We start from the raw sequence: 22,459 nt of genomic DNA on the forward strand, positions 1-22,459 counted from the left end.
CCGGCCCCGCGACTACGCGGGCGGCCCCGCACCCAAACTACCCGCACAGGACCTGCAACAAGCATGCTGCCCGCACAGAAACACACCCTGGAGACTCTGCTCGCCGACGCCGTCGCCCAAGTGGCGAAGGCCACCGACGGCGCCACCGAAGCCGCATTCGTCATGCCCGCCATCGCGCTGGAGCGTCCGAAGGTCGCCGCGCACGGCGACGTGGCCTGCAACGTGGCGATGCAGCTCGCCAAGCCGCTGCGCGCCAATCCGCGCGCGCTGGCCCAGCAGATCGTCGACACCGTGAAGGCGCTGCCCGCCGCAGCCGGCCTGATCGCCGATGCCGAAGTCGCCGGCCCCGGCTTCATCAACCTGCGCCTGTCCGCGCAGGCGAAGCGCAACGTGCTGAACGCCGTGTTCGCCGAAGGCGCCGCGTTCGGCCAGTCGCAGCGCGACGCGGGCAAGCACGTGTTGGTCGAGTTCGTCTCGGCCAACCCCACGGGTCCGCTGCACGTCGGCCACGGCCGTCAGGCCGCGCTCGGCGACGCCATCTCGAATGTGCTGGCCTCGCAGGGCTGGGGCGTGCACCGCGAGTTCTACTACAACGACGCGGGCGTGCAGATCGGCAACCTCGCCGTCTCGACCCAGGCGCGCGCGCGCGGCCTGAAGCCGGGCGACGCGGGCTGGCCGGAAGCCGCCTATAACGGCGAATACATCGCCGATATCGCGCGCGACTACCTCGCGGGCGAAACCGTCGCGGCCAAGGACGGCGAACCCGTCACGGGCGCGAAGGACCCCGAGGACCTCGAATCGATCCGCCGTTTCGCCGTGGCCTATCTGCGTCACGAGCAGGATCTGGATCTGCAGGCGTTCGGCGTGAAGTTCGACCGCTACTACCTCGAATCGTCGCTGTATTCGGAAGGCCGTGTCGAGAAGACCGTCGAGGCGCTGGTCGCCTCGGGCCAGACCTACGAGCAGGACGGCGCGCTGTGGCTCAAGACCACCGACTACGGCGACGACAAGGACCGCGTGATGCGCAAGTCCGACGGCACCTACACGTACTTCCTGCCGGACGTCGCCTACCACGTCACCAAGTGGGAACGCGGCTTCACCAAGGTCATCAACGTCCAGGGCTCGGACCACCACGGCACCATCGCGCGCGTGCGCGCCGGTCTGCAGGCGCTCGGCGTGGGCATCCCGAAGGGCTATCCCGACTACGTGCTGCACAAGATGGTCACGGTGATGCGCGACGGCCAGGAAGTGAAGATTTCCAAGCGCGCGGGTAGCTACGTGACGGTGCGCGACCTGATCGAATGGTCGGGCGGCGCCGATGTAAGCCCCGCCGGCAGCGAAGTCGCGCCGGACCAGCTCGACGAAGCGACCGTGCGCCGCGGCCGCGACGCCGTGCGCTTCTTCCTCATCTCGCGCAAGGCCGACACCGAATTCGTGTTCGACATCGACCTCGCGCTCAAGCAGAACGACGAAAACCCCGTGTACTACGTGCAGTACGCGCACGCGCGTATCTCGTCGATTCTCGGCGACTGGCAGGGCAAGCACGGCGGCAACCTCGCCGCGCTGCCGACGGTCGATCTCTCGCCGCTGTCGAGCGAGCGGGCGCTGGCGCTCATCGCGAAGCTCGGCGAGTACCCCGACATGCTCACCCATGCCGCTACGGAACTCGCGCCGCACGCGGTCGCCTTCTACCTGCGCGAACTCGCGGCTGAATTCCACTCGTTCTACAATGCCGAACGCGTTCTCGTGGACGATGCCCCCGTGCGTGATGCGCGCGTCGCGCTGCTCGCGGCCACGCGCCAGGTGCTGGCGAACGGCCTCGCCATGATCGGCGTCTCGGCTCCCGAGCGCATGTAAAACGGCCCGCGGACCCTCAGGTCCCCAGGCCCGGCCCGCGCGGCAGCCGTCGCGCGGGCGCTCCGTCCAAAACGCATGACGACATGTTTGGGGCGTGCCCGCCAGGGCGCGCCGTTCCGGAATACTCTTGTTTGCAGGTGATTCAGACGATGGCACAACCGATTGCAAAAGCGCGCCGCACTACAAAACAGCAGTCGAAACAGTCCGGGGGCACGTTTCTCGGTGTCGTGCTGGGCCTGATTGTCGGCCTTGCGATCGCGGTGGTCGTGGCGCTCTACATCACGCGCTCGCCCACGCCGTTCGTCTCGAAGGTTGCGCCGCCGGCCGCTTCGGACGCGAGCCAAAGCGAGCAGTACGATCCGAATCGCCCGCTGCAGGGCAAGTCGCCGGGTCAGCCGGTGACGCCGCAGGCCGCGCAAAGCACGCCGCCCAACACGGCGCCGGGCCAGACCACGAACCAGTCGCAGTCGTCGGGGATGCTCGAAGAGCCGCAGATCGTCGAAGTGCCGCCTGCGGGTAATGCAGGCAATGCCGGCGACAACGGCAACGTCGCGAATAACCCGACGAACAACGCGGCGAACAACGGCGTCGCCGTCGCACCGAAGCCGTCCACCGGCGACAACGGCACGACCATCGCGAAGAAGCCGCAGCCGCAACCGTCCAGTCAGGCGAACCAGGCGCTCCAGCAGTTCGCCAATAACCAGCCGCTGAAGTCGTCCAACGCCCCGAGCGCCGCCACGCCGCCCGCCGCCAGGCCCGCGCAGCCGGGTTCGGCCGCACCGACGGCCGGCGACGCCAACACCGGCTACTTCCTGCAAGTGGGCGCGTACAAGACTTCGGGCGATGCCGAGCAGCAGCGCGCGCGTCTGGCGTTCCAGGGTTTCGAGTCGAAGGTCACGCAGCGTGACGCGGGCGGTGTCACCTACTTCCGCGTGCGCATCGGGCCGTTCTCGAAATTCGACGATATGAACTCGACCCGTCAGCGTCTGTCAGACGCCGGGATCGACACTGCCGTCATCCGTTTCACGAAGCAGTAATCGCGAAAACTCAGCGCGAAAACCAAGCGCGAAAATTCGGCGCGAAATCCATCGCGCCATGCAGGCGGCGCGCGCAGCACGCGCGTCCGTCACAAACCGCAACACTCGCACGCCGCGCGCCGGCGTTGCCTGGCCGGTCGCCGCCGGTCCCGTTCACTGGAATAACACGCTATGAAACGACTTCTCGGAACGCTTGTGCTCTCGCTCTCGATGCTCGCCGGCGCGGCGCACGCATCGCCCACCGCGCCCGTCGCGGGCAAGGAATACACGGTCCTCAAGCAAGCCCAGCCGCTCGACGTGCCCGCGGGCAAGATCGAAGTGGTCGAGTTCTTCTGGTACGGCTGCCCGCACTGCAACGCGCTGGATCCGTTCCTCGAAAGCTGGATCGCCAAACAAGGCCCGGACATCGTGTTCAAGCGCGTGCCGGTGGCGTTCCGCGACGACTTCATCCCGCATTCGAAGATGTATTACGCGCTCGACGCGCTGGGCCTCGCGCAGAAGCTCACGCCGGCCGTGTTCCATGAGATCCACGTCAACAAGAACTACCTGCTCACGCCGGAAGACCAGGCGAAGTTCCTCGCCACGCAGGGCGTCGATCCGAAGAAGTACATGGACGCGTACAACTCGTTCTCGACGCAAAGCGCGCTGCAACGCGACAAGGGTCTGCTCGACGCCTACAAGATCGACGGCGTGCCGACCATCGCGATCCAGGGCAAGTATGAAACCGGCCCGGCGCTGATGCAGGTTTCCGAAGACAAGGCCGATCCGGCCACGCTGCAGGTGATGGACTACATCATTTCGCAGATCCGCGCGAAGAAGATGTGAGCGCGCGCGCCGGTATGACACAACCCTTGAAGGTCTTCATCACCGGCGCGTCGAGCGGCATCGGCGCCGCCCTCGCCGCCGAATACGTGCGGCGCGGCGCCATCCTCGGACTGGTCGCACGCCGCACGGACGCGCTTGAGGCGTTCCGCCAGTCCCATCCGCAGCATCCCATCTCGCTCTATTGCGCCGACGTGCGCGACGCCGATGCGCTCGCCGCCGCAGCGCATGCCTTCGTGGCGGAGCACGGCATGCCCGACGTGGTGATCGCCAATGCGGGCGTGAGCCGCGGCGCGCTCACCGGTCATGGCGATCTCGCCACCTTCCGCGACGTGATGGACACCAATTACTTCGGCATGGTCGCCACCTTCGAGCCGTTCGCGCAGGCGATGGCCGAGGCGAAGCGCGGCACGCTGGTGGGCATCGCGAGCGTGGCGGGCGTGCGCGGGCTGCCGGGCTCGGGCGCGTACAGCGCCTCGAAGGCGGCGGCGTTCGCCTATCTCGAAGCCTTGCGCGTCGAGATGCGGCCGTTCAACGTGCCCGTCGTCACGATCGCGCCCGGCTACATCCGCACGCCGATGACGGCGAAGAACCCGTACCGCATGCCCTTCCTGATGGACGCGGACCGCTTCGCCGCAGCCAGCGCCGATGCGATCGCACGCGGCACCACCTTCGCGGTGTTCCCGTGGCCGATGCGCGTGGTCGCCACGCTGCTGGGCGCCCTGCCGCGCTGGCTCTACGACCGCGCATTCGAGCGCGCGCCGCGCAAGCCGCGCGCGGCCGAGCACTGATCCAGCCTTGATCTCGCGCGGCGCTTTCCCCATGCGCCGCGCATCACTCTCTTCCTGCATCGCCCCGCCAGATTGCACCCCATATGGGTATGCGGATTAATTTGTTGTCTGGGCAATTTCCCTTCGATAAGCTTTCCCCGATCGGGCCCCGCGTGGCGCGCTGACACCGCCTGCGCGCCCAGAGGCCCTTCGACCGCCCACCTTTGCCACAACCCCGGCATACCGGACCAACGGAGATCCCATGCGCTTCACCTCGCCCGCTTCCGTGCTCGCCGCCGCGCTCTGCGCGGCGCTCGCCTGCGCGGCCACGCCCGCGCTCGCGAAACCGCTCACGGTCTGCACGGAATCGAGCCCGGACGGCTTCGACATCGTGCAATTCAACTCGCTCGTGACGACCAACGCATCCGCCGACGTGATCTTCAATTCGCTCGTCGCTTACGACGAGCCGCAGAAGAAGGTCGTGCCCGCGCTCGCGCAATCGTGGGACGTGAGCGCCGACGGCCTCTCCTACACCTTCCATCTGCGTCCGAACGTGCAGTTCCAGACCACCGAATGGTTCAAGCCCACGCGCACGCTGAACGCCGACGATGTGGTCTTCACCTTCGGCCGCATGCTCGACGACAACAACCCGTGGCACAAAGTGGCGGGCGCGAGCGGCTTCCCGCACGCGCAGTCGATGGGCCTGGCCAAGCTCGTCAAATCGGTCACCAGGGTCGATGCGAACACGGTCAGGTTCGAACTCAACGAGCCGAACGCGACCTTCCTGCCGATCCTGTCGATGGGCTTCGCGTCGATCTACTCGGCCGAGTACGCCGATCAGTTGCTCAAGGCCGGCAAGCAGGTCGACCTGAACGCCAAACCCGTGGGCACCGGCCCCTTCGCGCTCAAGAGCTATACGAAGGACGCCGTGATCCGCTACGACGTGAACCCGACCTACTGGGGACCCAAGCCCAAGGTCGAGCGCCTCATCTACGCGATCACGCCCGACGCCGCCGTGCGCGCGCAGAAGGTCAAGGCCGGCGAATGCCAGATCGCGCTGTCGCCCAAGCCTCAGGACGTGGCCGACGCCCGTGCCGACAAATCGCTCAAGGTCGTGCAGACGCCGGCCTTCATGACCGCCTTCGTCGCGCTCAACACGCAGAAGAAGCCGCTCGACAATCCGAAGGTGCGCCAGGCGCTGAACCTCGCGTTCGATCGCACGACGTATCTGAAGACGGTGTTCGACAACACGGCCACGCCCGCGACCAATCCGTGGCCGCCCACGACCTGGGGCTACGACAAGTCCATCCAGCCGTATCCGCATGACATCGCGAAGGCGAAGCAACTGCTCGCCGAAGCAGGCGTGCCCAACGGCTTCGCGACGACGATCTGGGTTCGTCCGAACGGCAGCGTGCTCAATCCGAACCCGCGCGCGGGCGCCGAACTGCTGCAGGCCGATTTCGCGAAGATCGGCGTGAAGGCGGACATCAAGGTGATCGAATGGGGCGAGTTGATCAAGGAGGCCAAGCAGGGCCAGCACGACACGCTCTTCATGGGCTGGGCCGGCGACAACGGCGATCCGGATAACTATCTCTCGCCGCTCTTTAGCTGCAACGCGGTGCAGTCGGGCATCAACTTCGCGCGCTTCTGCGACCCGCAGCTCGACAAGCTGATCACCGAAGGCAAAACCACCGCCGATCAGGCCAAACGCGCGAAGCTCTACGACGCCGCGCAGAAGATCATTCACGATCAGGCGCTGTGGATTCCGCTCGGCTATCCGACCGCCTCGGCCATCACACGCACCAATGTGAACGGCTATCAGGTGAGTCCGTTCGGACGCCAGAACTTCGGCGCGGTGACGGTGCAGTAAGCCCCGCATCGCCGAATGCAAAAAGCCGGGGCATACCCCGGCTTTTTTACTTTTACGGGCGCGCCTGCGTGCCCTTCACCGCGCGCTTGAACGCGTCGGCGGCCTGACGCCACCATGGCGTGCCCGCGCGCCGGCGCACGTCCCACGCGTGATCGTGCAGCGCCACAGCGCGCCACTGCTCCGCATGAGAGCGAAAACGCGGCACGCCGAAGCTCCCGGGCGCTTCGAACAGATCGAAATACGCGCGCCGATAATGCTCGACGAGCGTGGCATCGTCGTAGTGCGCCTCCATCCAGCGGCGCGACGCCTGACCGATTTCCTCGCGCAGGCGTTTATCGGCGAGCAGCGCGTGCAGGACGGGCTCGGCCTCTTCCAGCCTCACATCCACCCATGGCAGCTCCACGGCGCCCGTGAGCGCGCGCAATTGCGCCTGCACGCGAGCATCGAGATGGCCGACCACAGGCTTGCCCTGCGCCAGCGATTCGAGACCGCTCAAGTGATAGTTGCCGGTCACGCATTCGTCGACGGCCAGCGCCGCGCCCTGCTTCAAACGCAGGCATTCGTCGTGCGGCGTGTTCATGATCGTGCGCACGCGGCACAGCCCCTTGCGCTCGAAGCGCCGCAGCAGCGCGAGCGTCTGCGGCGCGCCCTTGGTCTCCCAGCGCGTCTTCCAGGCGCTCGCGCGCCCGCTCGGCGCATAGACGACGATGGGCGGACCATCGTCGGCCTCCGGGGCGTTCCGATAGCGCTCGTCGTGGATCGGCACGATATTCGGCACCACGCGCGCGAGCGGATAGTAGCGCTCCGGCCCTTGCGCAATCACGAGTTGCGGCACCGGATCGGTGACGATGCGCGTGAGCAGTTCGCGATCGTGCTTCGCCCACAACGCGGGCGCGGAGTGGTATTGGCGGATCAGCTTGCGCCCGCCGATACGGCGCGCCATGTCGGCGCCGAAGGTTTCGTCGATGGAGAAGTGCTGATGCAGATGAACGACGTCGGCGGCATCGATGACGGCCAGCGCTTCCACGCGCTGCGTGCGCCAGTCGATATCGACGGCGAAGGTGCGCGTGCCATAAGCCTGCGCGTTGAACACGACATGACGCGCTTCGATGTCGGTATGCCGGTTGAGCGCGGCGACGATGTTGCCGGGGCTGCCCGCCACCGGCGTATTCGAAACATGGACGACCCGCATGGCGATCAGGCAAACGCCAGTGCGGATTCGCGCGCCGGCTCGCGCACGCTTGCGCTTACCTTCGCACGCGCGGCGTCGCGCTTGAGCGACTGCCAGCGCAGCTTCGGGAAAATGTCCTCGCCAAGCGCGCTATCCAGCGACAGATTGCGCACGTCGATGCCGCGTCGCGCGAGCAACACGGCGGCATGGCGAAACGACGGCTCGATGAAGTCCGCGAAGTTTTCGTCCAGATAGCTCGGCTGCATGTCGAGCGCCGATTCGTAGAAACGCGGCGTGCACTTTGCCGCGCTCAAATCGACGCCATGCAGATAGAGCCGCTTGAAACCCAGCGCCGCGAGCACCTGCAAGCCCGCATAGGCAACGGTGCGGCCATCGAAAACACCGCGCCGCAAGTCGAGACTGAAGCCGAGCGGCTGCGGCGCATCGAACAGCGCGAGCGCGTGCGCATCGTCAAGCGCACGCAATTCGCGTTGCCCGGACGCACGGCGTCCGGCGGGAAACAGCATGTCGTCGAGGATGAACACGCGGCAGCGAATGCGCTCGATGCCGAAGCGCTCAGCGATATGCCAGAGAACGAGGGGCGTGGCGAACAGCGTAAGCGGCTCGCCGATTACGCGCTCGACCAGATCGGGCCGATTGCGCACAAAGCCTGTATCGACGATGCAGTAGTAATCGAAGCGCACGCCTTGCCTGGCGGCCAGCGCGATCGCGCCATTCACGCCGAGTACGTGCTGCATCGGCAGCGCACGGTAGTCGATGTGATTGACGGAGGGACCGGTGGCGATCAGATGGCATTCGTGGAATTCGTGGAATTCGCGCGATGCATTGCCGCTTTCGGGCTGTGAGATCGGCAGGCGATTCACAGCCGGGAGACGCTGCCCGCGAATGCGCATGCCGGCAAGCCGCCCCGCCTCGTCGCGTTCAAGCGTCACGCCATGCGCGAGGCGTTCGTTGTGGCGCCACGCGCGCGTATGCGTATAGCGGTACAGCAGCTTGAAAAATGTATTGCCGGCACGCCTGCCCGGCGAAATAGTTGCTCGCGCAACATTTTCCGTTTCGGCGCGGGTGGGCGACGAACGGAGGGCGTTGCCTTCGATGATCATTGCTCTGCCTTGCAAGGGCGCGAGGCTGGCTGCCTTGCACCACAGTAAAGCGCGAGTCTAGGTTCTTTGATCGTTACATAGGTTACATCTGACTCGCAGCTTATTACGCTTATTTACGGATTATTGCGATTTCCGTACGAAAGCGGAACGTAACGCGCTGCGGTATTGCGCAAAATTTTGCATCGCATCAACGGCGCAGACCCTTTCGGAGTTTTCCTCTTTAAGCCCCATGAATACGGCTCTTTTCTGAATTTTCCGGTATTCGGAGCGGCAATCAGCCCCTTACTGAATTGCTTCAAGTCGAGATCGTTGTTTCAGATTCGTAATTTAAAGCGTGCCGGCACACGCTAGATTGGAGCCGTCCATTCATCGAACGCCAGGAGGCCGAATGAACAGGAAACTCATCGCCGCGCCTGCGCCGGCTTATGGCCCGACCGATGTGGACTAGCACGACGATCGCCGCCGGGAAGAACATCGCTGGCGCGAGCATCAATGGCAGGAGCGCCATTGGAACGATCGACGCTGGGGAGGCGAGCGCCGCTGGGACGATCGCCATGACGACTACGGCTATCGCCGCTAGCAAGCAGGCAACGCGCTAAAGCGTTACCCAAGCGCGCTACGACATGATGTGCGCGCCGCCGTCGATGTAGACCGTATTGCCGGTCAGGCGGCGTGCGTAGCGCGTCGCCAGGTACGCGGTCGCGTAGCCGACGTCCATGATGTCGACCAGTTCGCCGAGCGGCGCGCGCTCGACGGCATCGGCCAGCATGCGGTCGAAATCGGGTAGACCGGACGCCGCGCGCGTCTTGAGCGGCCCCGGCGACACCGCATGCACGCGGATGCCACGCGGCCCAAGTTCATAGGCCAGATAGCGGCATGAAGCTTCCAGCGCCGCCTTCACTGGTCCCATCAGGTTGTAGTTCGGCACGACGCGATTCGCGCCGTCATAGCTCATCGCGAACAACGTGCCGCCGTTTTTCATCAGCGGCACGGATCGTTTAGCCATCCGAATGAATGAATGGCACGACACATCCATCGCATACGCAAAGCCTTGCGCCGACGAATCGAGCAGACCGCCCTGCAGATCGGCTTTCGGCGCGTAGGCGATCGAGTGCAGCATGATGTCGAGCGTGCCCCATTGTTCGCGCAACGCGTCGAATACGGCATCGAGTTGCGCGTCGTCTTCGACGTTCAGCGGCAACAGCAGCGTGGCGCCGAGTTCCTTCGCAAGCGGCTCGACGTAGGGCCTGGCCTTGTCGTTCAGATAGGTGAGCGCGAGTTCCGCGCCCAGTTCGGCGAACGCGCGCGCGCAGCCGTAGGCGATCGATTCGGCGTTTGCCACGCCGGTCACGAGCGCGCGCATACCGGCGAGGGGTCGGTCGGGAGCAGTCTGCATGGCTTACCTCGTTGACGGTGGGTGGTTGTGCTGGCAACCAGACGAAAAACGCGAGGCGGCTTGCGTGTGCCAGCCACCTCGCGCGATGCATCGTCGTACTGCTCGTCGTTTCGCTTAATCCCCCGCGCGCGAAGCCCGGCGACGCGCTGCCGCAGGACGCGCCGTGCGCGTGGCCGACGGTGCGCTGGTCGTGCGCGCGCCGCGTGCGGCGGATGCTTTCGTCGCAGGCGCCTTCGGTTCGGGCGCCGCGACCGCGTGCGCTGCCGCCGCTGCGGCCGCCTTCACCTTCGGGGCCGGACGAGCCGCGCGCCTGGGCTTCTCCACCACTGCGGGCGCGGGGGGTTCGGCCGCGGTGGCCGTCGCGGTTGGTGCGCGCGTGCGAGTGCGCGACGGTGCGGCAGGCGCATCGACGTGCGCGGCAGAAGCCGTGGACGCCGAAGCCGGCGCAGCGCCCTGGGAACCCGCGCCCGACTTGCCGCCTTCGCTGCCCCCGGCGCTCCCCGCACCGCCGCTTCCAGGGGGCGGCGGCAGCGCTTCCTTCTCGCTGCCAGGCTCGACGCCCAGCACACGCTGCACTTCGGCAAAACGCTCGGCGCGTTCGCCTTCGAGCGGCTCCTGCGCGGTCGCCACCTGATACACCACGGCCAGCAGCGTGCGGCGCGTGCGCGCGTCCGGCACGAGACCCGGCAGCGCTTCGATCGCCGCTTGCGCATCGAGCTGCACGATCGCCCCCTGACGGCGCGCCGCTTCCTTGAGTTCGGCAATGCTCGGCTGGTTCTCGCCCAGATATTCGCGGCCCAGCTCACGCATGCGCTGGAACGGACGGTACTGTACGACGTGCATTTCGTCGGCGAGGTAGGCCAGGATGCGCATGAACGCATCGAGCAGCGTGCCGTCCTGCAAATGCGCGCGCGCCGCGCGCAGACGCGTCTGCGCGAGTTCCTTGCGCAGCGCCGTGAGCGGCGGCGCGATCGGATCGAGCGGCGAATTGGGCGCGACGCCCACCCACGCCTGCACCCACGGCGCCGTGTAGAGGCTGTAGAAGGTGCGTTCGCCCCATGCGTCGCGCGCATCGCGGTACGCGTCCCACGCGCCCTCGATGCTCGCCGACACCTGCTTTTCGATCAGCGTGAACGGATTGTCCGGCGCGGCGGGCTTGCGATGCGCGCGCACCGCATCGGCGACGGCGGGCAACACGCCCAGCACCGGATTGGCATCGCTGAACACGCTGCGCTCCACGCGCGACGGATGCGTCTCGCGCAGCACATGCGCCGTGAGCGCGTTGCTCGATCCCCGCACGATCGGCGAAACAAACAGATCGTAGAGACGCTGGTTGTTCTCGGCGAAACGGCGCACGACTTCGAACGGCTGCTCGTCGTCCCGCCCATCGTCGAGCGCGAGCACGTCGTCGATCGTGCGGCGCTCGAAGCGGATCTCGTAACGCCCTTCGAGCGCTTCAAGACGGCCCGCGTCCGGCGTCGAGTCGGTGATCTTCGCTTCGTAGAGTCCCGGCGGCAGCACGTCGATCAGATCGAGCGCCGAAAATAGTTCGGTGTGCTCCTTATTCGCCACGCTCGCCGATACGAAAATGCCCAGATGTCCCACCTTGTCGTGCAGGCAATAGACGATCACCTGTTCGTTGGCGACGATTTCATCGACGCTCGCGTACAGATCGGGAATCCAGTTGAGCGCCTGTTGCGGCGGCGTGATGTTGTCGCCCCACGACGCCAGCACGATGATCGGCGTGCGGATGTTGCGCAGATCCACCGGCGCGCGCGCATTCTTCGCGTACACCTCGTTGCGCGTGAGGTGATTGCCGACGAACAGGTTCTGCACGATCCAGTCGATTTCCGCCCGATTGAGCTGGAAATGGCCGCCCCACCAGCGCTCGAATTCGAGGAAGCGCTCGCGCTCCGTATCGACGCGCGCGTAGAGGTTGTAGAGCTTGCCCCAGAACGTGTTGGCGGGATTCAGATTCTCGAAGTTCTGCACCAGATACGCGCCGTCGAAGTGGCCATCGCCCAGATCGGCGGCCAGCGACGACGCCCAGGAACCGCCCAGCAAGCCGCCCGAATAACGCATGGGGTTCTTGCCGCGCACGCCGGCCCAATACGAAAGCGGCGAGCCTGCCAGCATCAGCGGGCCAACCAGCGAAGGCGCGGACGCCGCGAGCAGCGCTGCCGCCCAGCCGCCCTGGCAGTTGCCGATCACGAACGGCAGACCGTCCGCGTCGGCGTGCAGTTCACGCACCTTGCGCAGGAACACGGCTTCGGCCTTGCCGACCGACTCGATCGTCTGCGTTTCGGTCGGCACGGGGAAGAAGGTCACGAAGTAGCAAGGGTGCCCCTTGCGCAGCGCGATGCCCACCTCGCTGTCCATCTTGAAGCCCGCGATGCCGGGGCCGTGCCCCGCGCGCGGATCGATCACGACGAACGGACGCATACGCGCATCGGTCTGCACGCCCTCTTCGGGCTTGATGCGCAGGAGTGCGTAATTGCACGGATCCTCGAGTTCGCGGCCATCGACGATCACGTCGTAGTCGAACGCGAGCACCGGCGGCATACCCGCTTTTTCGTGGATATACGTCTGGTTGCCGCGCTCGCGCAGCACGTCGAGAAACAGCACACTGCGCTGCCACGCGTCGAACAGGTAGTCGAACAGCGGCTGGATCGCGGCGGGCGCGGCATCGGGCAGTTTCGGCGCGGCGGGCAGGCTGGCCCCCGCCGTGGCTTCGCACGTCGGCGCGAAACCGCTGAATCCCGAGGCCTGCGAGATCGCCGTCTGCCACGCATTGCCGAGCACGTTGCTCAGCGCGGACTGCGCGGCTTCGGCCGATTCGGCGAACGCATCGGCGATGGGCTGGAAAGGTGGAAGCGTCTGAAAGGCGGGGAAAGACGAAAGCGGCCAGAGGGGCCAGAACGGCGAGGCCGCAGCGGAAGCCGCCGCAGTGGCGGGCGAAGCGGTGGACGAAGTTGCAGACGAGGAAGCGGGCGAAAGGGCGGAAACTGCCACGACACGAATCTCCTTTAACGGGGCGCGCGTCGCGCAGCCAGTCAAAACACAGGCGAGCGCACGCGGCAGTCATGCTGCACTGCAAAAGTCCAATCTAGGCAGCGCCTCGCCGAAAGTCAAGGCGGGCCGGATCGCACTGCGGGATCATGAGCAATGCATGATCGCGCCGCGCCGTGAATGCGGCGTGACAGAAGCCTGTCGACGCGCGCGACGCTTTGTAGCATGGCCCCCGCGAGACCTGCGCGCAATCATGCGTCACGCATGTGGACAACGGCCGCCGCGCACTTTCGGCGCTGGGCGAGGCGGGCTGGACTACACTATTGGCGCTTTGCGCGGCGCAGCATGACCGCGCCGAAGTGCGGCCCCGCGTGCTCTCAGGCGTGGCCCAGGCCGTCGTCACATTCGCGTTCGAACATGCATTGCGTGGAGCCTGAAATGACTGCAACGCCCGACAAGTACTCGATCCTGCTGACGCGCTGCGCGGGTCTTGCGCCCGTGCCCACGGCCGTCGCCCATCCCTGCGACGTGTCGTCGCTCACGGGCGCGATCGACGCCGCCAATCTCGGCCTGATCGCACCGATCCTCGTCGGCCCGGAAGGCAAAATCCGCTCGGTCGCGCAGGAAGCGAATCTCTCGCTCGACAACGTGGTGATCGTCGATGCGCCGCACAGCCATGCGGCCGCCGCGCGCGCCGTGCTCGCGGTGCGATCGGGCGAAGCCGAACTGCTCATGAAGGGCAGCCTGCACACCGACGAACTGCTGCACGAAGTGGCGTCCGGCACGAACGGCCTGCGCACGGAACGACGCCTTTCGCATGTGTTCGCGATGGACGTGCCGAGGTATCACAAGCCGCTTTTCATCACCGACGCCGCCGTCAACATCTTCCCCAAGCTCGCCGACAAGGCCGATATCGTGCGCAATGCGATCGATCTCGTGCAGGCGCTCGGCATTGCCACGCCGAAGGTGGCGATCCTTGCGGCGGTCGAAACGGTCTCCGACAAGATGCCCTCGACGATCGACGCCGCCGCGCTGTGCAAGATGGCCGATCGCGGCCAGATCACGGGCGGCCTGCTCGACGGTCCGCTGGCCTTCGACAACGCCATCAGCGCCGAGGCCGCGCGCATCAAGGGCATCCATTCGCCGGTCGCGGGCGACCCCGACATCCTGCTCGTGCCCGACCTCGAAGCGGGCAACATGCTCGCCAAGCAACTGACCTTTCTCGCGGGCGCGGGAGCCGCGGGCATCGTGCTGGGCGCGCGCGTGCCCATCATCCTCACGAGCCGCGCCGATACCGTGCGCTCACGCATCGGCAGTTGCGCGATCGCCGTGCTGCTCGCGCATGCGCGTCGCGCGCGCCAGAACGCGGAGGTGCTGTAAATGAGCGTCGATACGAGCGTGGCCCCCTCGCACGCGGCTCACCACAACGGCGAAGGCCAGATCGTGCTGGTCGTCAACGCCGGTTCGTCGAGCATCAAGTGCTCGGTGTATCGCGTGATCGACGATCCGAATGTGGCGAGCGGCGCGCGGGCGATACACGGCGCGGGCGGCCAGATCGAGGGCATCGGCGTGGCGCCGCGTGTGGAAGCGCATATGGCCGACGGCCGCCTGATCGTCGACGAGAAGTTTCCCGTCGCTCAGGTCGCCGATCACGACGCCGCGTTCCGCCTGCTGCGCCTCGTGCTCGCCGTGGGTCTGCGCGATACGCCGCCCGCCGCGATCGGCCATCGCGTCGTGCATGGCGGCGCGCACTTCAAGGACGCCACCCTCATCGACGACCAGGTGATCGCCGAACTCGACGCGCTCACGCCGCTTGCGCCGCTGCATCAGCCGCACAATCTCGCGGCGATCCGCGCGGTGCGCATCGCCGCGCCCGAGCTGCCGCAGGTGGCCTGCTTCGACACGGCGTTTCACACGGGCAACGATGTCATGGCGCAGCTCTTCGCGCTGCCGTATCACTACTACGAGGAAGGCATCCGCCGCTACGGCTTTCATGGCCTCTCGTACGAGTACATCGCGCATCATCTGCACGAAGTCGCGCCCGATATCGCGCGCGGGCGCGTGGTGGTCGCGCATCTGGGCAACGGCGCGAGCCTGTGCGCCATGAAAGACGGCAAGAGCGTGGAGACGACCATGGGGCTGACCGCGCTCGACGGCCTGCCGATGGGCACGCGTTGCGGCGCGCTCGATGCGGGCGCGGTGCTGTGGATGATGGAGCGCGGCATGGGCCACGACGAGATCCAGAAGCTGCTGTATCACGACTCGGGACTCAAGGGCCTGTCCGGCGTGAGCAGCGACATGCGCGAGCTGCTGGCAAGCGACAGCGCGCAGGCGAAGCTTGCGATCGACTACTACACGTACCGGATCGCGCAGGAAGTGGGTAAGCTCGCCGTGGTGCTGGGCGGGCTGGATGCGCTGGTGTTTACTGCCGGTATCGGCGAGCACTCACCGCAGATTCGTGCGCAGGCGTGCGAGCGGCTTGCGCCGCTATTCGGCATCGTGCTGGACACGCAGGCCAACGATGCCGGCAAGGAGCGCGTGTCCGCGCGTGACAGCCGTGTGCCGGTGTTTGCGGTGCGCACCGACGAGGAAGGCATGATCGCGCTGCATACCGCGCGATTGCTGCGTAACGCGCGCGCTCACTGAACGCTAAAGCGCCAAAGCACGAAAGCAGCACGAAACGCCCGCTGAAAATCAGGCGTATTTCAGTCGCGCCTCGATAGTGTTAGTGTGCGCAACGCCTGCATCGGAGTCGTCGGCACCGGCTGCGTCGTCCTCGTCGCGCAACCGGCGCGGCGCCTCGCAATGCACGAGCGTATCGACGAAATACTTCGCGCGCGGCCACGGCCCGAAACCTGCCGCCGTGTTGATGTGACCCGCATCGCCGAGATTCACGAACGCGCTGCCCAGTTGTTGCGAGAGACGCTGCGCGCCGTCGAGCGACATCCACGGGTCCGTTTCGCTGCCGATCAGGATCGACGGCACACTCAGGCGGCGAGGCTCGAACGGTCCCGCAAAGCGAAACTTCTCCGGGCTCGCGGGCGCGACGAACAGCACGCCCGCCACGTCGGCGCTCAACAAGCCCTGTTGCAGCGCGTAAGCCGTCACGAGGCAGCCGAAGCTGTGCGCCGCGAGCAGGAACGGCCCGCGTTCGCGCGCGAGCAATTGCGCGAGCGAGCGGCTCCATACCGCCAGATCGGGCGCATCCCAATCGTCCTGTTCGACGCGCAGCGAGCGCGCGAACTGGCGCTCCAGCCAGCTTTGCCAATGCGCCCCGTCGCTGCCGTGCAGGCCCGGCACGGTGACGAGTCTCGGCGGCCAACGTGATTGTGCGCACGAAAGCATGATTTTTTCCTCGCTTCGACGGATCGTGGAGCGATTGTGATCTGCACCGCGCGCGCGCCGAACCAATTTTTTTTGCTTAGCTTTTTCGCGGCCCCGCGATGGTGCGGTGCGGGGCGTGGTGGATTCGGCTTTCACCGAGAAAGCGCGGCGGCTTCGGGCACGAAAAAGTAGAATGTGACGGATCCGGGGACTCATTCGCGTCAATTCGCCCTATCGCCACCTCAGGCCACATCAAGCCACCTCAAGCGGCGATTTCGAGGAAAACGTATCACGATGAAAATTCTGTTCTGGCTCCCGCAGTCCGATGCTTCCGCCTGGCTCGCCGCCCTCACGCGCGCCCTGCCCGACGCCGAACTGCGCGAATGGCAGCCCGGCGACACCGCCCCCGCCGATTTCGCCGTCGTCTGGCATCCGCCGCGCGAGATGTTCGCCGCGCCCCGCGGGCTGCGTGCGATCTTCAACCTGGGCGCGGGCGTCGATGCGATCCTCGCGCTGGAACGCGAGCATCCCGGCACGCTGCCGCAAGATGCGCTGCTCGTGCGTCTCGAAGATTCGGGCATGGCGCCGCAGATGGCCGAATACGTGCAATACGCGGTGCTGCGCTATCTGCGCCGCTTCGACGACTACGCGCGGCAGCAGGCGCGCAGCGAATGGCATGTGCTCGCGCCGCATCCGCTCGAAACCTTTACGGTCGGCGTGCTCGGCCTGGGCGTGCTGGGCGCGCGAGTCGCGCGCGCCGTGGCCTCGCTCGGCGTGCCGGTGCGCGGGTTTTCGCGCAGCGCGAAAGCGATCGAAGGCATCGAAACTTTCTCGGGCGAATTGCGCAGTCCACAATTCGATGCCTTTCTCGACGACGTGAAAGTGCTCGTGAACCTGCTGCCCGCCACGCCCGATACGGAGGACGTGCTCGACGCGGCCACCTTCGGCAAGCTCGCGCGCGGCGCGTATGTCGTCAACGTCGCACGCGGCACGCATCTGGTCGAACAGGACCTGCTCGACGCGCTGGCGACCGGCACGCTCGCGGCGGCCACGCTCGACGTGTTCCGCACCGAGCCACTGCCGCCCGCCCATCCGTTCTGGCAAGAGCCGCGCATCACGATCACGCCGCATAGCTCGGCGCTCACGCTGCGCGACGAAGCGGTCTCGCAGATCGCGGACAAGATCGAGACGCTCGCGCGCGGTGAAACCGTGAGCGGCGTCGTGCACATCAAGCGCGGCTATTGAGCGCGGGTTTGCCTCGGGAAAAATCAGGAAAAGACAAAATCAGGAGACGAAGATGGCATCAAACACCCTACCCGGCGCGGTCAAGATCGTTGAAGTCGGCCCGCGCGACGGTCTGCAAAACGAAAAGGAATTCGTGCCCACTCACGTGAAGATCGAACTGATCGACCGTCTCACGCAGGCAGGCTTCGCGAATATCGAAGCGGCGTCGTTCGTCTCGCCGAAATGGGTTCCGCAAATGGCCGATGGCGCGCAGGTCATGGACGGCATCGCGCGCCGCGAAGGCGCGATCTATTCGGCGCTCACGCCGAATCTGCGCGGCTTCGAAGGCGCACTCGCCGCGCGCGCCGACGAAATCGTGATCTTCGGCGCCGCGAGCGAAGCGTTCTCGCAGAAGAACATCAACTGCTCGATCGCCGAAAGCATCGAACGTTTCGCACCGGTGGCCGAAGCGGCGAAGGCCAATGGCGTGCGCATTCGCGGCAGCGTGTCGTGCTCGTTCGGCTGTCCGTATCAGGGCGAGGTGGCGGTGGAGTCGGTAGTGGACGTGGTGCAGCGCTTCGCCGCGCTCGGCTGCGACGAGATCGATATCGCCGACACCATCGGCGTGGGCACCGCGAAGCGCGTGCACGAAGTATTCGACGCCGTGCTGAAGGTGTTCCCGCGCGAGCGTCTTTCGGGCCACTTCCACGACACCTACGGCCAGGCGCTCGCGAACATCTACGCCGCGCTCGAAGAAGGCATCGCGATCTTTCACGCGTCGGTGGCGGGTCTGGGCGGCTGCCCCTATGCGAAGGGCGCAACCGGCAACGTCGCGACCGAAGACGTGCTGTATCTGCTGAACGGCCTCGGCATTCATACGGGCGTCGATCTCGGCCAGGTGGTTGCCGCCGGCGATTTCATTTCGCGTGCGATCGGCCGCACCAACGTTTCGCGCGCGGGCAAGGCGCTGCTTGCCAAACAGAGCGCCGCCGCCTGTGCATGAAACGGATACGATCCGTAGTACGAAGGAATACAAAGACATGACAGATACCCTCATCAATTCCGAAAAAGACGGCATCGAAGCCCTGCCCGACTCCGCGCGCCGCGTCGCGTTGCTGCTGCGCGAACAGGGCCATGCGAAGCCGGTCGTGCTGCTGCCCGAGACCGGCAAGACCTCGGCGGAAGCGGCTGCGGGCCTGGGCTGCGAAGTCGCGCAGATCGCCAAGTCGATCCTGTTTCGCCGCCGCAAGGACGACGCGCCCGTGCTCGTGATCGCCAGCGGCGCGAACCGCGTGGACGAGAAGAAGGTCGAGGCGCACGTCGGCGAAATCGGCCGCGCCGATGCGAAATTCGTGCGCGAGATGACCGGCTACGCGATCGGCGGCGTGTGCCCGATCGGCCATGCCACCCGCCCGGTCACGCTGATCGACGCCGATCTGTTCGCGCTCGACAGCCTGTGGGCGGCGGCGGGTCATCCCCATGCGGTGTTCAATCTGTCGCCGCAGGAACTCGCGGCGATGACCGGCGCGCCGGTCGTGGATGTCGCGCTGCGTGAAGTCTGACGACGGCATGAACACGCCTTCTCCCTGCATCAACGTGTGCCGCATGAACGAGGCCAGTGGCCTGTGCGAAGGGTGTCTGCGCACGATCGACGAAATCGCGTCGTGGTCCACGTTTGACGACGAAGCGAAGCACGCGGTGTGGGACGCAATCGAAATCCGCCACGCGCAATGGCTGGCGTTGCGTGATTCACAAAACGTTGCTTTCACAACGAAACAGGGAGACGCAGCATGACCGCGCCCGCCCGCATCGTGAAGATCGGCGAGACGTTTGCGGCCACGCTGGCGCTCTCGCCCGATTCGGTGAAATCGTTCGCGACGCTCGTGAACGATCTCAACCCGCTGCATCACGACGACGCCTACGCCGCGCAAAGCCGCTTCGGCGGTTTGATCGCCTCGGGCACGCAGCCCACCGCGCATTTCATGGCGATGATCGCGACGCATTTTTCGCAGAACACGCAGCCGCTCGGCCTCGAATTCGATATGAAGCTCAAACGCGCCGCGCGCGCGCATGACGTGCTGACGTTCGAATGGCGCGTCGTGGATGCGTACTGGAAATCAAGCCTTAACGGCGATCTCGTGAAGCTCGAAGGGACGGCGAAGAACCAGCACGGCGACACGCTGATCGTGGGCCACTCGACGATACTCGTGATGCCGAAGCCTGCCGCCGAAGCCGCAAAGGATTCGACATCGTGAGCGACGCGGCCGCCATCGCATTACCTGCATCGATACGCGTGTTCGAGCGCGGCTGGCTGTCGTCGAACAACATCCTGCTGGTCGATGAAGACCGCAGCGCGCTCGTCGATACGGGCTATGCCACGCACGCCGCGCAAACGGTCGCGCTCGTGCAGCATGCGCTCGCGGGCCGCACGCTCGATACCATCGTCAACACGCATTTGCATTCGGATCATTGCGGCGGCAACGCGCAACTGCAATCGCAATGGTCGTGCGAAACCCTGATTCCCGCCGCCAGCGAATCCGCCGTGCGCGAATGGGACGAAGCGCGGCTCACCTTCCGCGCGACTGGGCAGACGTGCGAGCGCTTCGCGTTCACCGGCACGCTCGCGCCGGGCCAGCGCCTGAAACTGGGCGGCTTCGACTGGGAGGTGATCGGCGCGCCGGGCCACGATCCCGATTCGCTGATGCTCTACGCGAGCGAGCCGCGCGTGCTCATCAGCGCCGACGCGCTCTGGGAGCATGGCTTCGGCGTGATTTTCCCTGAACTCGAAGGAGAAAGCGGTTTCGCGGAGCAACAGGCTGTGCTCGACGCCATCGCGCAGCGGGATGTAGCGACGGTCATTCCGGGTCACGGCGCGCCGTTCGCTAACGTCGGCGCGGCGCTGGAACGCGCCTATTCGCGCCTGGCCTGGCTGCGCGCCGATCCCGCGCGCAACGCGAAAAATGCGCTCAAGGTGCTGATCGTCTTCAAGCTGCTGGAAGTGCGCGCACTGCGTTTCGCGGCGCTGGAGGCCATGCTCGCCAATGCCGCCGTGCTGCACGCGGCGGCGCGGCAACTCGCGCCCGAGAGCGCGTGGCCCGCGCTGCTGCGCGAGCTAACCGGCGAACTGGCGAAAAGCGGTGCGCTCGTCCTGCGCGAGGACGGCATCGAAGCGCCGGCTAACGCAACCTGAGCATGCACCAAAAAAAACGCTCGTCCCTTTTCGAGGACGAGCGAGAGTATCTTGCTCTGACGTGATCAAACGTTCGAGCCGATCATACTCGTGCGGGATTGTGCATCGCATTGGTGATTTCCCTACAAACCGGCCACAACGCGCGGCCTGAAAATCCCCGCAAAAACAGCCTTCGGCCGCGCCAGAATTGCTTCGCGATCCGAAGCTATGTGCGCTGCGGTCATCGACCTGTCACACGCCCTGTCACACGACCAATCACCCGCCGAGTTGCAGGCGCAACCATTCGAACAGATGCGAGCACAGATACAGCCCAAGCCCGATCGTGCCGCCAATCACCGTGCCGTTTACGCGGATTTCCTGCAGGTCCTTGCCGATCTTCAATTCGATGAGGCGCGCCGTCTCGCGCGTGTCCCAGTTGCGCACCGTGTCGCGGATGTGATGCGTCAGATAGCGTGAAAACTCCGGCGCCATCGCGCGCGCGGCGTCTTCCAGATGGCCGTTGAGCGAGGCGCGCAAATCGGCATCGGCGGCCAGCGCCTGGCCCAGCCATTGCCCAGTCGCCGCGACTTTCGCATGCAGCGTCGAATCGGGCCGGTCGAGGTCGTCGCGCAGCCATGTGCGCAGACTGTCCCACAGTTCGCGCGTGTAGTCGTTGAGCGCGCTACCGGCGCGCAGGCTCGCCTTTAGCTCCTCGCCCTTGCGCAGAAACGCCGGATCGCTCTTCAACTGGAGGATCAGCTTCTGCATCACCTCGTCGAACTTCTGACGCAGATGATGTTCGCGATCCTCGCTCACCTGCAGCAGCAGACGGCTCACGGCGCTCTCCAGCACGCGCGCGCCTTTGTCGCCTAGCCATTCGGAAGGCAGATAGCGCTCGGTCTTCGGAAACTCGCCCTTGAGGCCATCGACGATGCGCGTCGCCACGAACGCGCGCGTGCTCTCCTCGGCCAGCAGCAGGCCGAGTTGATCGAGCATGCGGTCGAGCAGTTCCTGATGGCGGCCGTCCTTCGTGAGCGTGTCGAGGATCGCGCCCGCCGACTTCGAAAGATCGACCTTGTCGAGCGCCGCGTGCAAGCCGTCGCGGATAAAGGCCTGAATGCGCGCGTCGTCGGTGAGGCCGAGCAGCCCCGACATCATCCGCACCGCGTAGTCGCCCAGGCGCTGCGCGTTCTGCGGCGCGGTGAGCCAGCCGGACAGCCGCTCGACCGGATCGTGGCGGCGGATCAAGCCCACCAGCGAATTCACGTCGAGGAACTTCTCCTGCACGAACACGGCGAGCTCGTCGGCGATGCGGTCCTTGTTGCGCGGAATCACGCCCGTGCGCGCGGACACGAAGGGAATCGGCACGCGCCGGAACAGCGCGACCACGGCGAACCAGTCGGCCAGCGCGCCGACCATCGAGGCTTCGCTCACGGCCTTGATGCCGTCGACGATGACGCCCGGCGGCGACAGCGCCGTGACGACGAACACCACGGCGGCCGCGATCAGCAGGAGGAGCGCGCGCCGTTTGGCGCGGATGAGTTCGGCTTCGTCGCGGCTGATTTCAGATGTGGGCATGCGCGGGCGGGATGGGCGGATAAAGCGTTGGCAAGCGTTGGCGAGGGTTGTAAATGCGATCCGCGACATTATGCGGGCACTCTCCGAACCGCGCGCCTGGGCGCACCG

General features: G+C 66.0%; 19 protein-coding genes. 13 read left to right on the plus strand and 6 right to left on the minus strand.

Annotated elements, in window-relative coordinates:
* The first annotated feature begins 63 nt into the window (after positions 1-63).
* The 5 genes from argS (at position 64) to B0G62_RS03655 (ending at position 6,356) form a co-directional block, all read left to right on the plus strand.
* Entirely contained in the window at positions 64-1,857 is a 1,794-nt protein-coding gene (gene argS / locus B0G62_RS03635; protein ID WP_103702561.1) for an arginine--tRNA ligase, read from the plus strand.
* Between the two features lie 131 nt (positions 1,858-1,988).
* Positions 1,989-2,894, plus strand: coding sequence for an SPOR domain-containing protein (locus B0G62_RS03640; protein ID WP_103702563.1), 906 nt, complete (start codon positions 1,989-1,991; stop codon positions 2,892-2,894).
* 171 nt (positions 2,895-3,065) lie between these two features.
* Entirely contained in the window at positions 3,066-3,719 is a 654-nt protein-coding gene (locus B0G62_RS03645) for a thiol:disulfide interchange protein DsbA/DsbL (protein WP_103702565.1), read from the plus strand.
* Between the two features lie 14 nt (positions 3,720-3,733).
* A complete protein-coding gene (locus B0G62_RS03650; RefSeq protein WP_103702956.1) occupies positions 3,734-4,507 on the plus strand; it encodes an SDR family oxidoreductase in 774 nt (257 codons plus the stop codon).
* A 241-nt stretch (positions 4,508-4,748) separates the two neighbouring features.
* Positions 4,749-6,356 (plus strand): ABC transporter substrate-binding protein, encoded by a 1,608-nt coding sequence (locus B0G62_RS03655; protein ID WP_103702567.1) that lies wholly within the window; start codon positions 4,749-4,751, stop codon positions 6,354-6,356.
* Between the two features lie 52 nt (positions 6,357-6,408).
* Here the strand turns inward: B0G62_RS03655 and B0G62_RS03660 are convergent, their stop codons facing one another.
* From B0G62_RS03660 to B0G62_RS03675, 4 genes are all read right to left on the minus strand, one after another.
* Positions 6,409-7,548 (minus strand): glycosyltransferase family protein, encoded by a 1,140-nt coding sequence (locus tag B0G62_RS03660; protein ID WP_103702569.1) that lies wholly within the window; start codon positions 7,546-7,548, stop codon positions 6,409-6,411.
* Between the two features lie 5 nt (positions 7,549-7,553).
* Entirely contained in the window at positions 7,554-8,651 is a 1,098-nt protein-coding gene (locus B0G62_RS03665; protein WP_103702571.1) for a hypothetical protein, read from the minus strand.
* Between the two features lie 616 nt (positions 8,652-9,267).
* Positions 9,268-10,047 (minus strand): enoyl-ACP reductase FabI, encoded by a 780-nt coding sequence (gene fabI / locus B0G62_RS03670; RefSeq protein WP_103702573.1) that lies wholly within the window; start codon positions 10,045-10,047, stop codon positions 9,268-9,270.
* 114 nt (positions 10,048-10,161) lie between these two features.
* A complete protein-coding gene (locus B0G62_RS03675; RefSeq protein WP_322789221.1) occupies positions 10,162-13,059 on the minus strand; it encodes a DUF3141 domain-containing protein in 2,898 nt (965 codons plus the stop codon).
* A 414-nt stretch (positions 13,060-13,473) separates the two neighbouring features.
* Between B0G62_RS03675 and B0G62_RS03680 the strand changes: the two genes are divergently transcribed.
* Both B0G62_RS03680 and B0G62_RS03685 read left to right on the plus strand, forming a co-directional pair.
* Positions 13,474-14,436, plus strand: coding sequence for a phosphate acetyltransferase (locus B0G62_RS03680; protein WP_103702575.1), 963 nt, complete (start codon positions 13,474-13,476; stop codon positions 14,434-14,436).
* Positions 14,437-15,702, plus strand: coding sequence for an acetate/propionate family kinase (locus B0G62_RS03685; RefSeq protein WP_103702577.1), 1,266 nt, complete (start codon positions 14,437-14,439; stop codon positions 15,700-15,702).
* 48 nt (positions 15,703-15,750) lie between these two features.
* Here B0G62_RS03685 and B0G62_RS03690 read toward each other — a convergent pair whose 3' ends face one another.
* Entirely contained in the window at positions 15,751-16,401 is a 651-nt protein-coding gene (locus B0G62_RS03690; RefSeq protein ID WP_103702579.1) for an RBBP9/YdeN family alpha/beta hydrolase, read from the minus strand.
* A gap of 273 nt (positions 16,402-16,674) precedes the next feature.
* On the opposite strand from B0G62_RS03690, the gene B0G62_RS03695 reads away from it, so the two are divergent.
* The 6 genes from B0G62_RS03695 to B0G62_RS03720 are packed head-to-tail and all read left to right on the plus strand — an operon-like array spanning position 16,675 to position 20,794.
* Complete coding sequence (locus tag B0G62_RS03695) at positions 16,675-17,625, plus strand: 2-hydroxyacid dehydrogenase (protein WP_103702581.1); 951 nt, start codon at positions 16,675-16,677, stop codon at positions 17,623-17,625.
* 52 nt (positions 17,626-17,677) lie between these two features.
* Positions 17,678-18,607 (plus strand): hydroxymethylglutaryl-CoA lyase, encoded by a 930-nt coding sequence (locus B0G62_RS03700; RefSeq protein ID WP_103702583.1) that lies wholly within the window; start codon positions 17,678-17,680, stop codon positions 18,605-18,607.
* Positions 18,608-18,644: 37 nt separating this feature from the next.
* Positions 18,645-19,166 (plus strand): YbaK/EbsC family protein, encoded by a 522-nt coding sequence (locus B0G62_RS03705; protein ID WP_103702585.1) that lies wholly within the window; start codon positions 18,645-18,647, stop codon positions 19,164-19,166.
* Positions 19,144-19,398 carry a DUF1289 domain-containing protein gene (locus B0G62_RS03710; protein ID WP_103702959.1) on the plus strand — a complete coding sequence of 85 codons (255 nt, stop codon included), beginning with the start codon at positions 19,144-19,146 and terminating at the stop codon, positions 19,396-19,398. Before B0G62_RS03705 ends, B0G62_RS03710 begins: the two co-directional genes overlap by 23 nt.
* Positions 19,395-19,859: a MaoC family dehydratase gene (locus B0G62_RS03715; RefSeq protein WP_103702587.1), complete on the plus strand. Its 465-nt coding sequence runs from the start codon at positions 19,395-19,397 to the stop codon at positions 19,857-19,859. The genes B0G62_RS03710 and B0G62_RS03715 overlap by 4 nt, the downstream gene beginning before the upstream one ends.
* A complete protein-coding gene (locus tag B0G62_RS03720; RefSeq protein ID WP_244193094.1) occupies positions 19,856-20,794 on the plus strand; it encodes an MBL fold metallo-hydrolase in 939 nt (312 codons plus the stop codon). The genes B0G62_RS03715 and B0G62_RS03720 overlap by 4 nt, the downstream gene beginning before the upstream one ends.
* Positions 20,795-21,049: 255 nt before the next feature.
* Here B0G62_RS03720 and B0G62_RS03725 read toward each other — a convergent pair whose 3' ends face one another.
* Positions 21,050-22,351, minus strand: coding sequence for a DUF445 domain-containing protein (locus B0G62_RS03725; protein ID WP_103702589.1), 1,302 nt, complete (start codon positions 22,349-22,351; stop codon positions 21,050-21,052).
* Positions 22,352-22,459 lie beyond the last annotated feature (108 nt).

The sequence above is a fragment of the Paraburkholderia eburnea genome, from assembly GCF_002917095.1.
GTDB classification, from domain to species: Bacteria; Pseudomonadota; Gammaproteobacteria; order Burkholderiales; family Burkholderiaceae; genus Paraburkholderia; species Paraburkholderia eburnea.

Bases quoted from the DNA above. Each gene is read 5' to 3' on its own strand.
- argS (WP_103702561.1), top strand. From the start codon at position 64: ATGCTGCCCGCACAGAAACACACCCTGGAGACTCTGCTCGCCGACGCC.
- B0G62_RS03645 (WP_103702565.1), top strand. From the start codon at position 3,066: ATGAAACGACTTCTCGGAACGCTTGTGCTCTCGCTCTCGATGCTCGCC.
- B0G62_RS03650 (WP_103702956.1), top strand. From the start codon at position 3,734: ATGACACAACCCTTGAAGGTCTTCATCACCGGCGCGTCGAGCGGCATC.
- B0G62_RS03655 (WP_103702567.1), top strand. From the start codon at position 4,749: ATGCGCTTCACCTCGCCCGCTTCCGTGCTCGCCGCCGCGCTCTGCGCG.
- B0G62_RS03660 (WP_103702569.1), bottom strand. From the start codon at position 7,548: ATGCGGGTCGTCCATGTTTCGAATACGCCGGTGGCGGGCAGCCCCGGC.
- B0G62_RS03665 (WP_103702571.1), bottom strand. From the start codon at position 8,651: ATGATCATCGAAGGCAACGCCCTCCGTTCGTCGCCCACCCGCGCCGAA.
- fabI (WP_103702573.1), bottom strand. From the start codon at position 10,047: ATGCAGACTGCTCCCGACCGACCCCTCGCCGGTATGCGCGCGCTCGTG.
- B0G62_RS03680 (WP_103702575.1), top strand. From the start codon at position 13,474: ATGCATTGCGTGGAGCCTGAAATGACTGCAACGCCCGACAAGTACTCG.
- B0G62_RS03685 (WP_103702577.1), top strand. From the start codon at position 14,437: ATGAGCGTCGATACGAGCGTGGCCCCCTCGCACGCGGCTCACCACAAC.
- B0G62_RS03690 (WP_103702579.1), bottom strand. From the start codon at position 16,401: ATGCTTTCGTGCGCACAATCACGTTGGCCGCCGAGACTCGTCACCGTG.
- B0G62_RS03695 (WP_103702581.1), top strand. From the start codon at position 16,675: ATGAAAATTCTGTTCTGGCTCCCGCAGTCCGATGCTTCCGCCTGGCTC.
- B0G62_RS03700 (WP_103702583.1), top strand. From the start codon at position 17,678: ATGGCATCAAACACCCTACCCGGCGCGGTCAAGATCGTTGAAGTCGGC.
- B0G62_RS03705 (WP_103702585.1), top strand. From the start codon at position 18,645: ATGACAGATACCCTCATCAATTCCGAAAAAGACGGCATCGAAGCCCTG.
- B0G62_RS03710 (WP_103702959.1), top strand. From the start codon at position 19,144: ATGTCGCGCTGCGTGAAGTCTGACGACGGCATGAACACGCCTTCTCCC.
- B0G62_RS03715 (WP_103702587.1), top strand. From the start codon at position 19,395: ATGACCGCGCCCGCCCGCATCGTGAAGATCGGCGAGACGTTTGCGGCC.
- B0G62_RS03725 (WP_103702589.1), bottom strand. From the start codon at position 22,351: ATGCCCACATCTGAAATCAGCCGCGACGAAGCCGAACTCATCCGCGCC.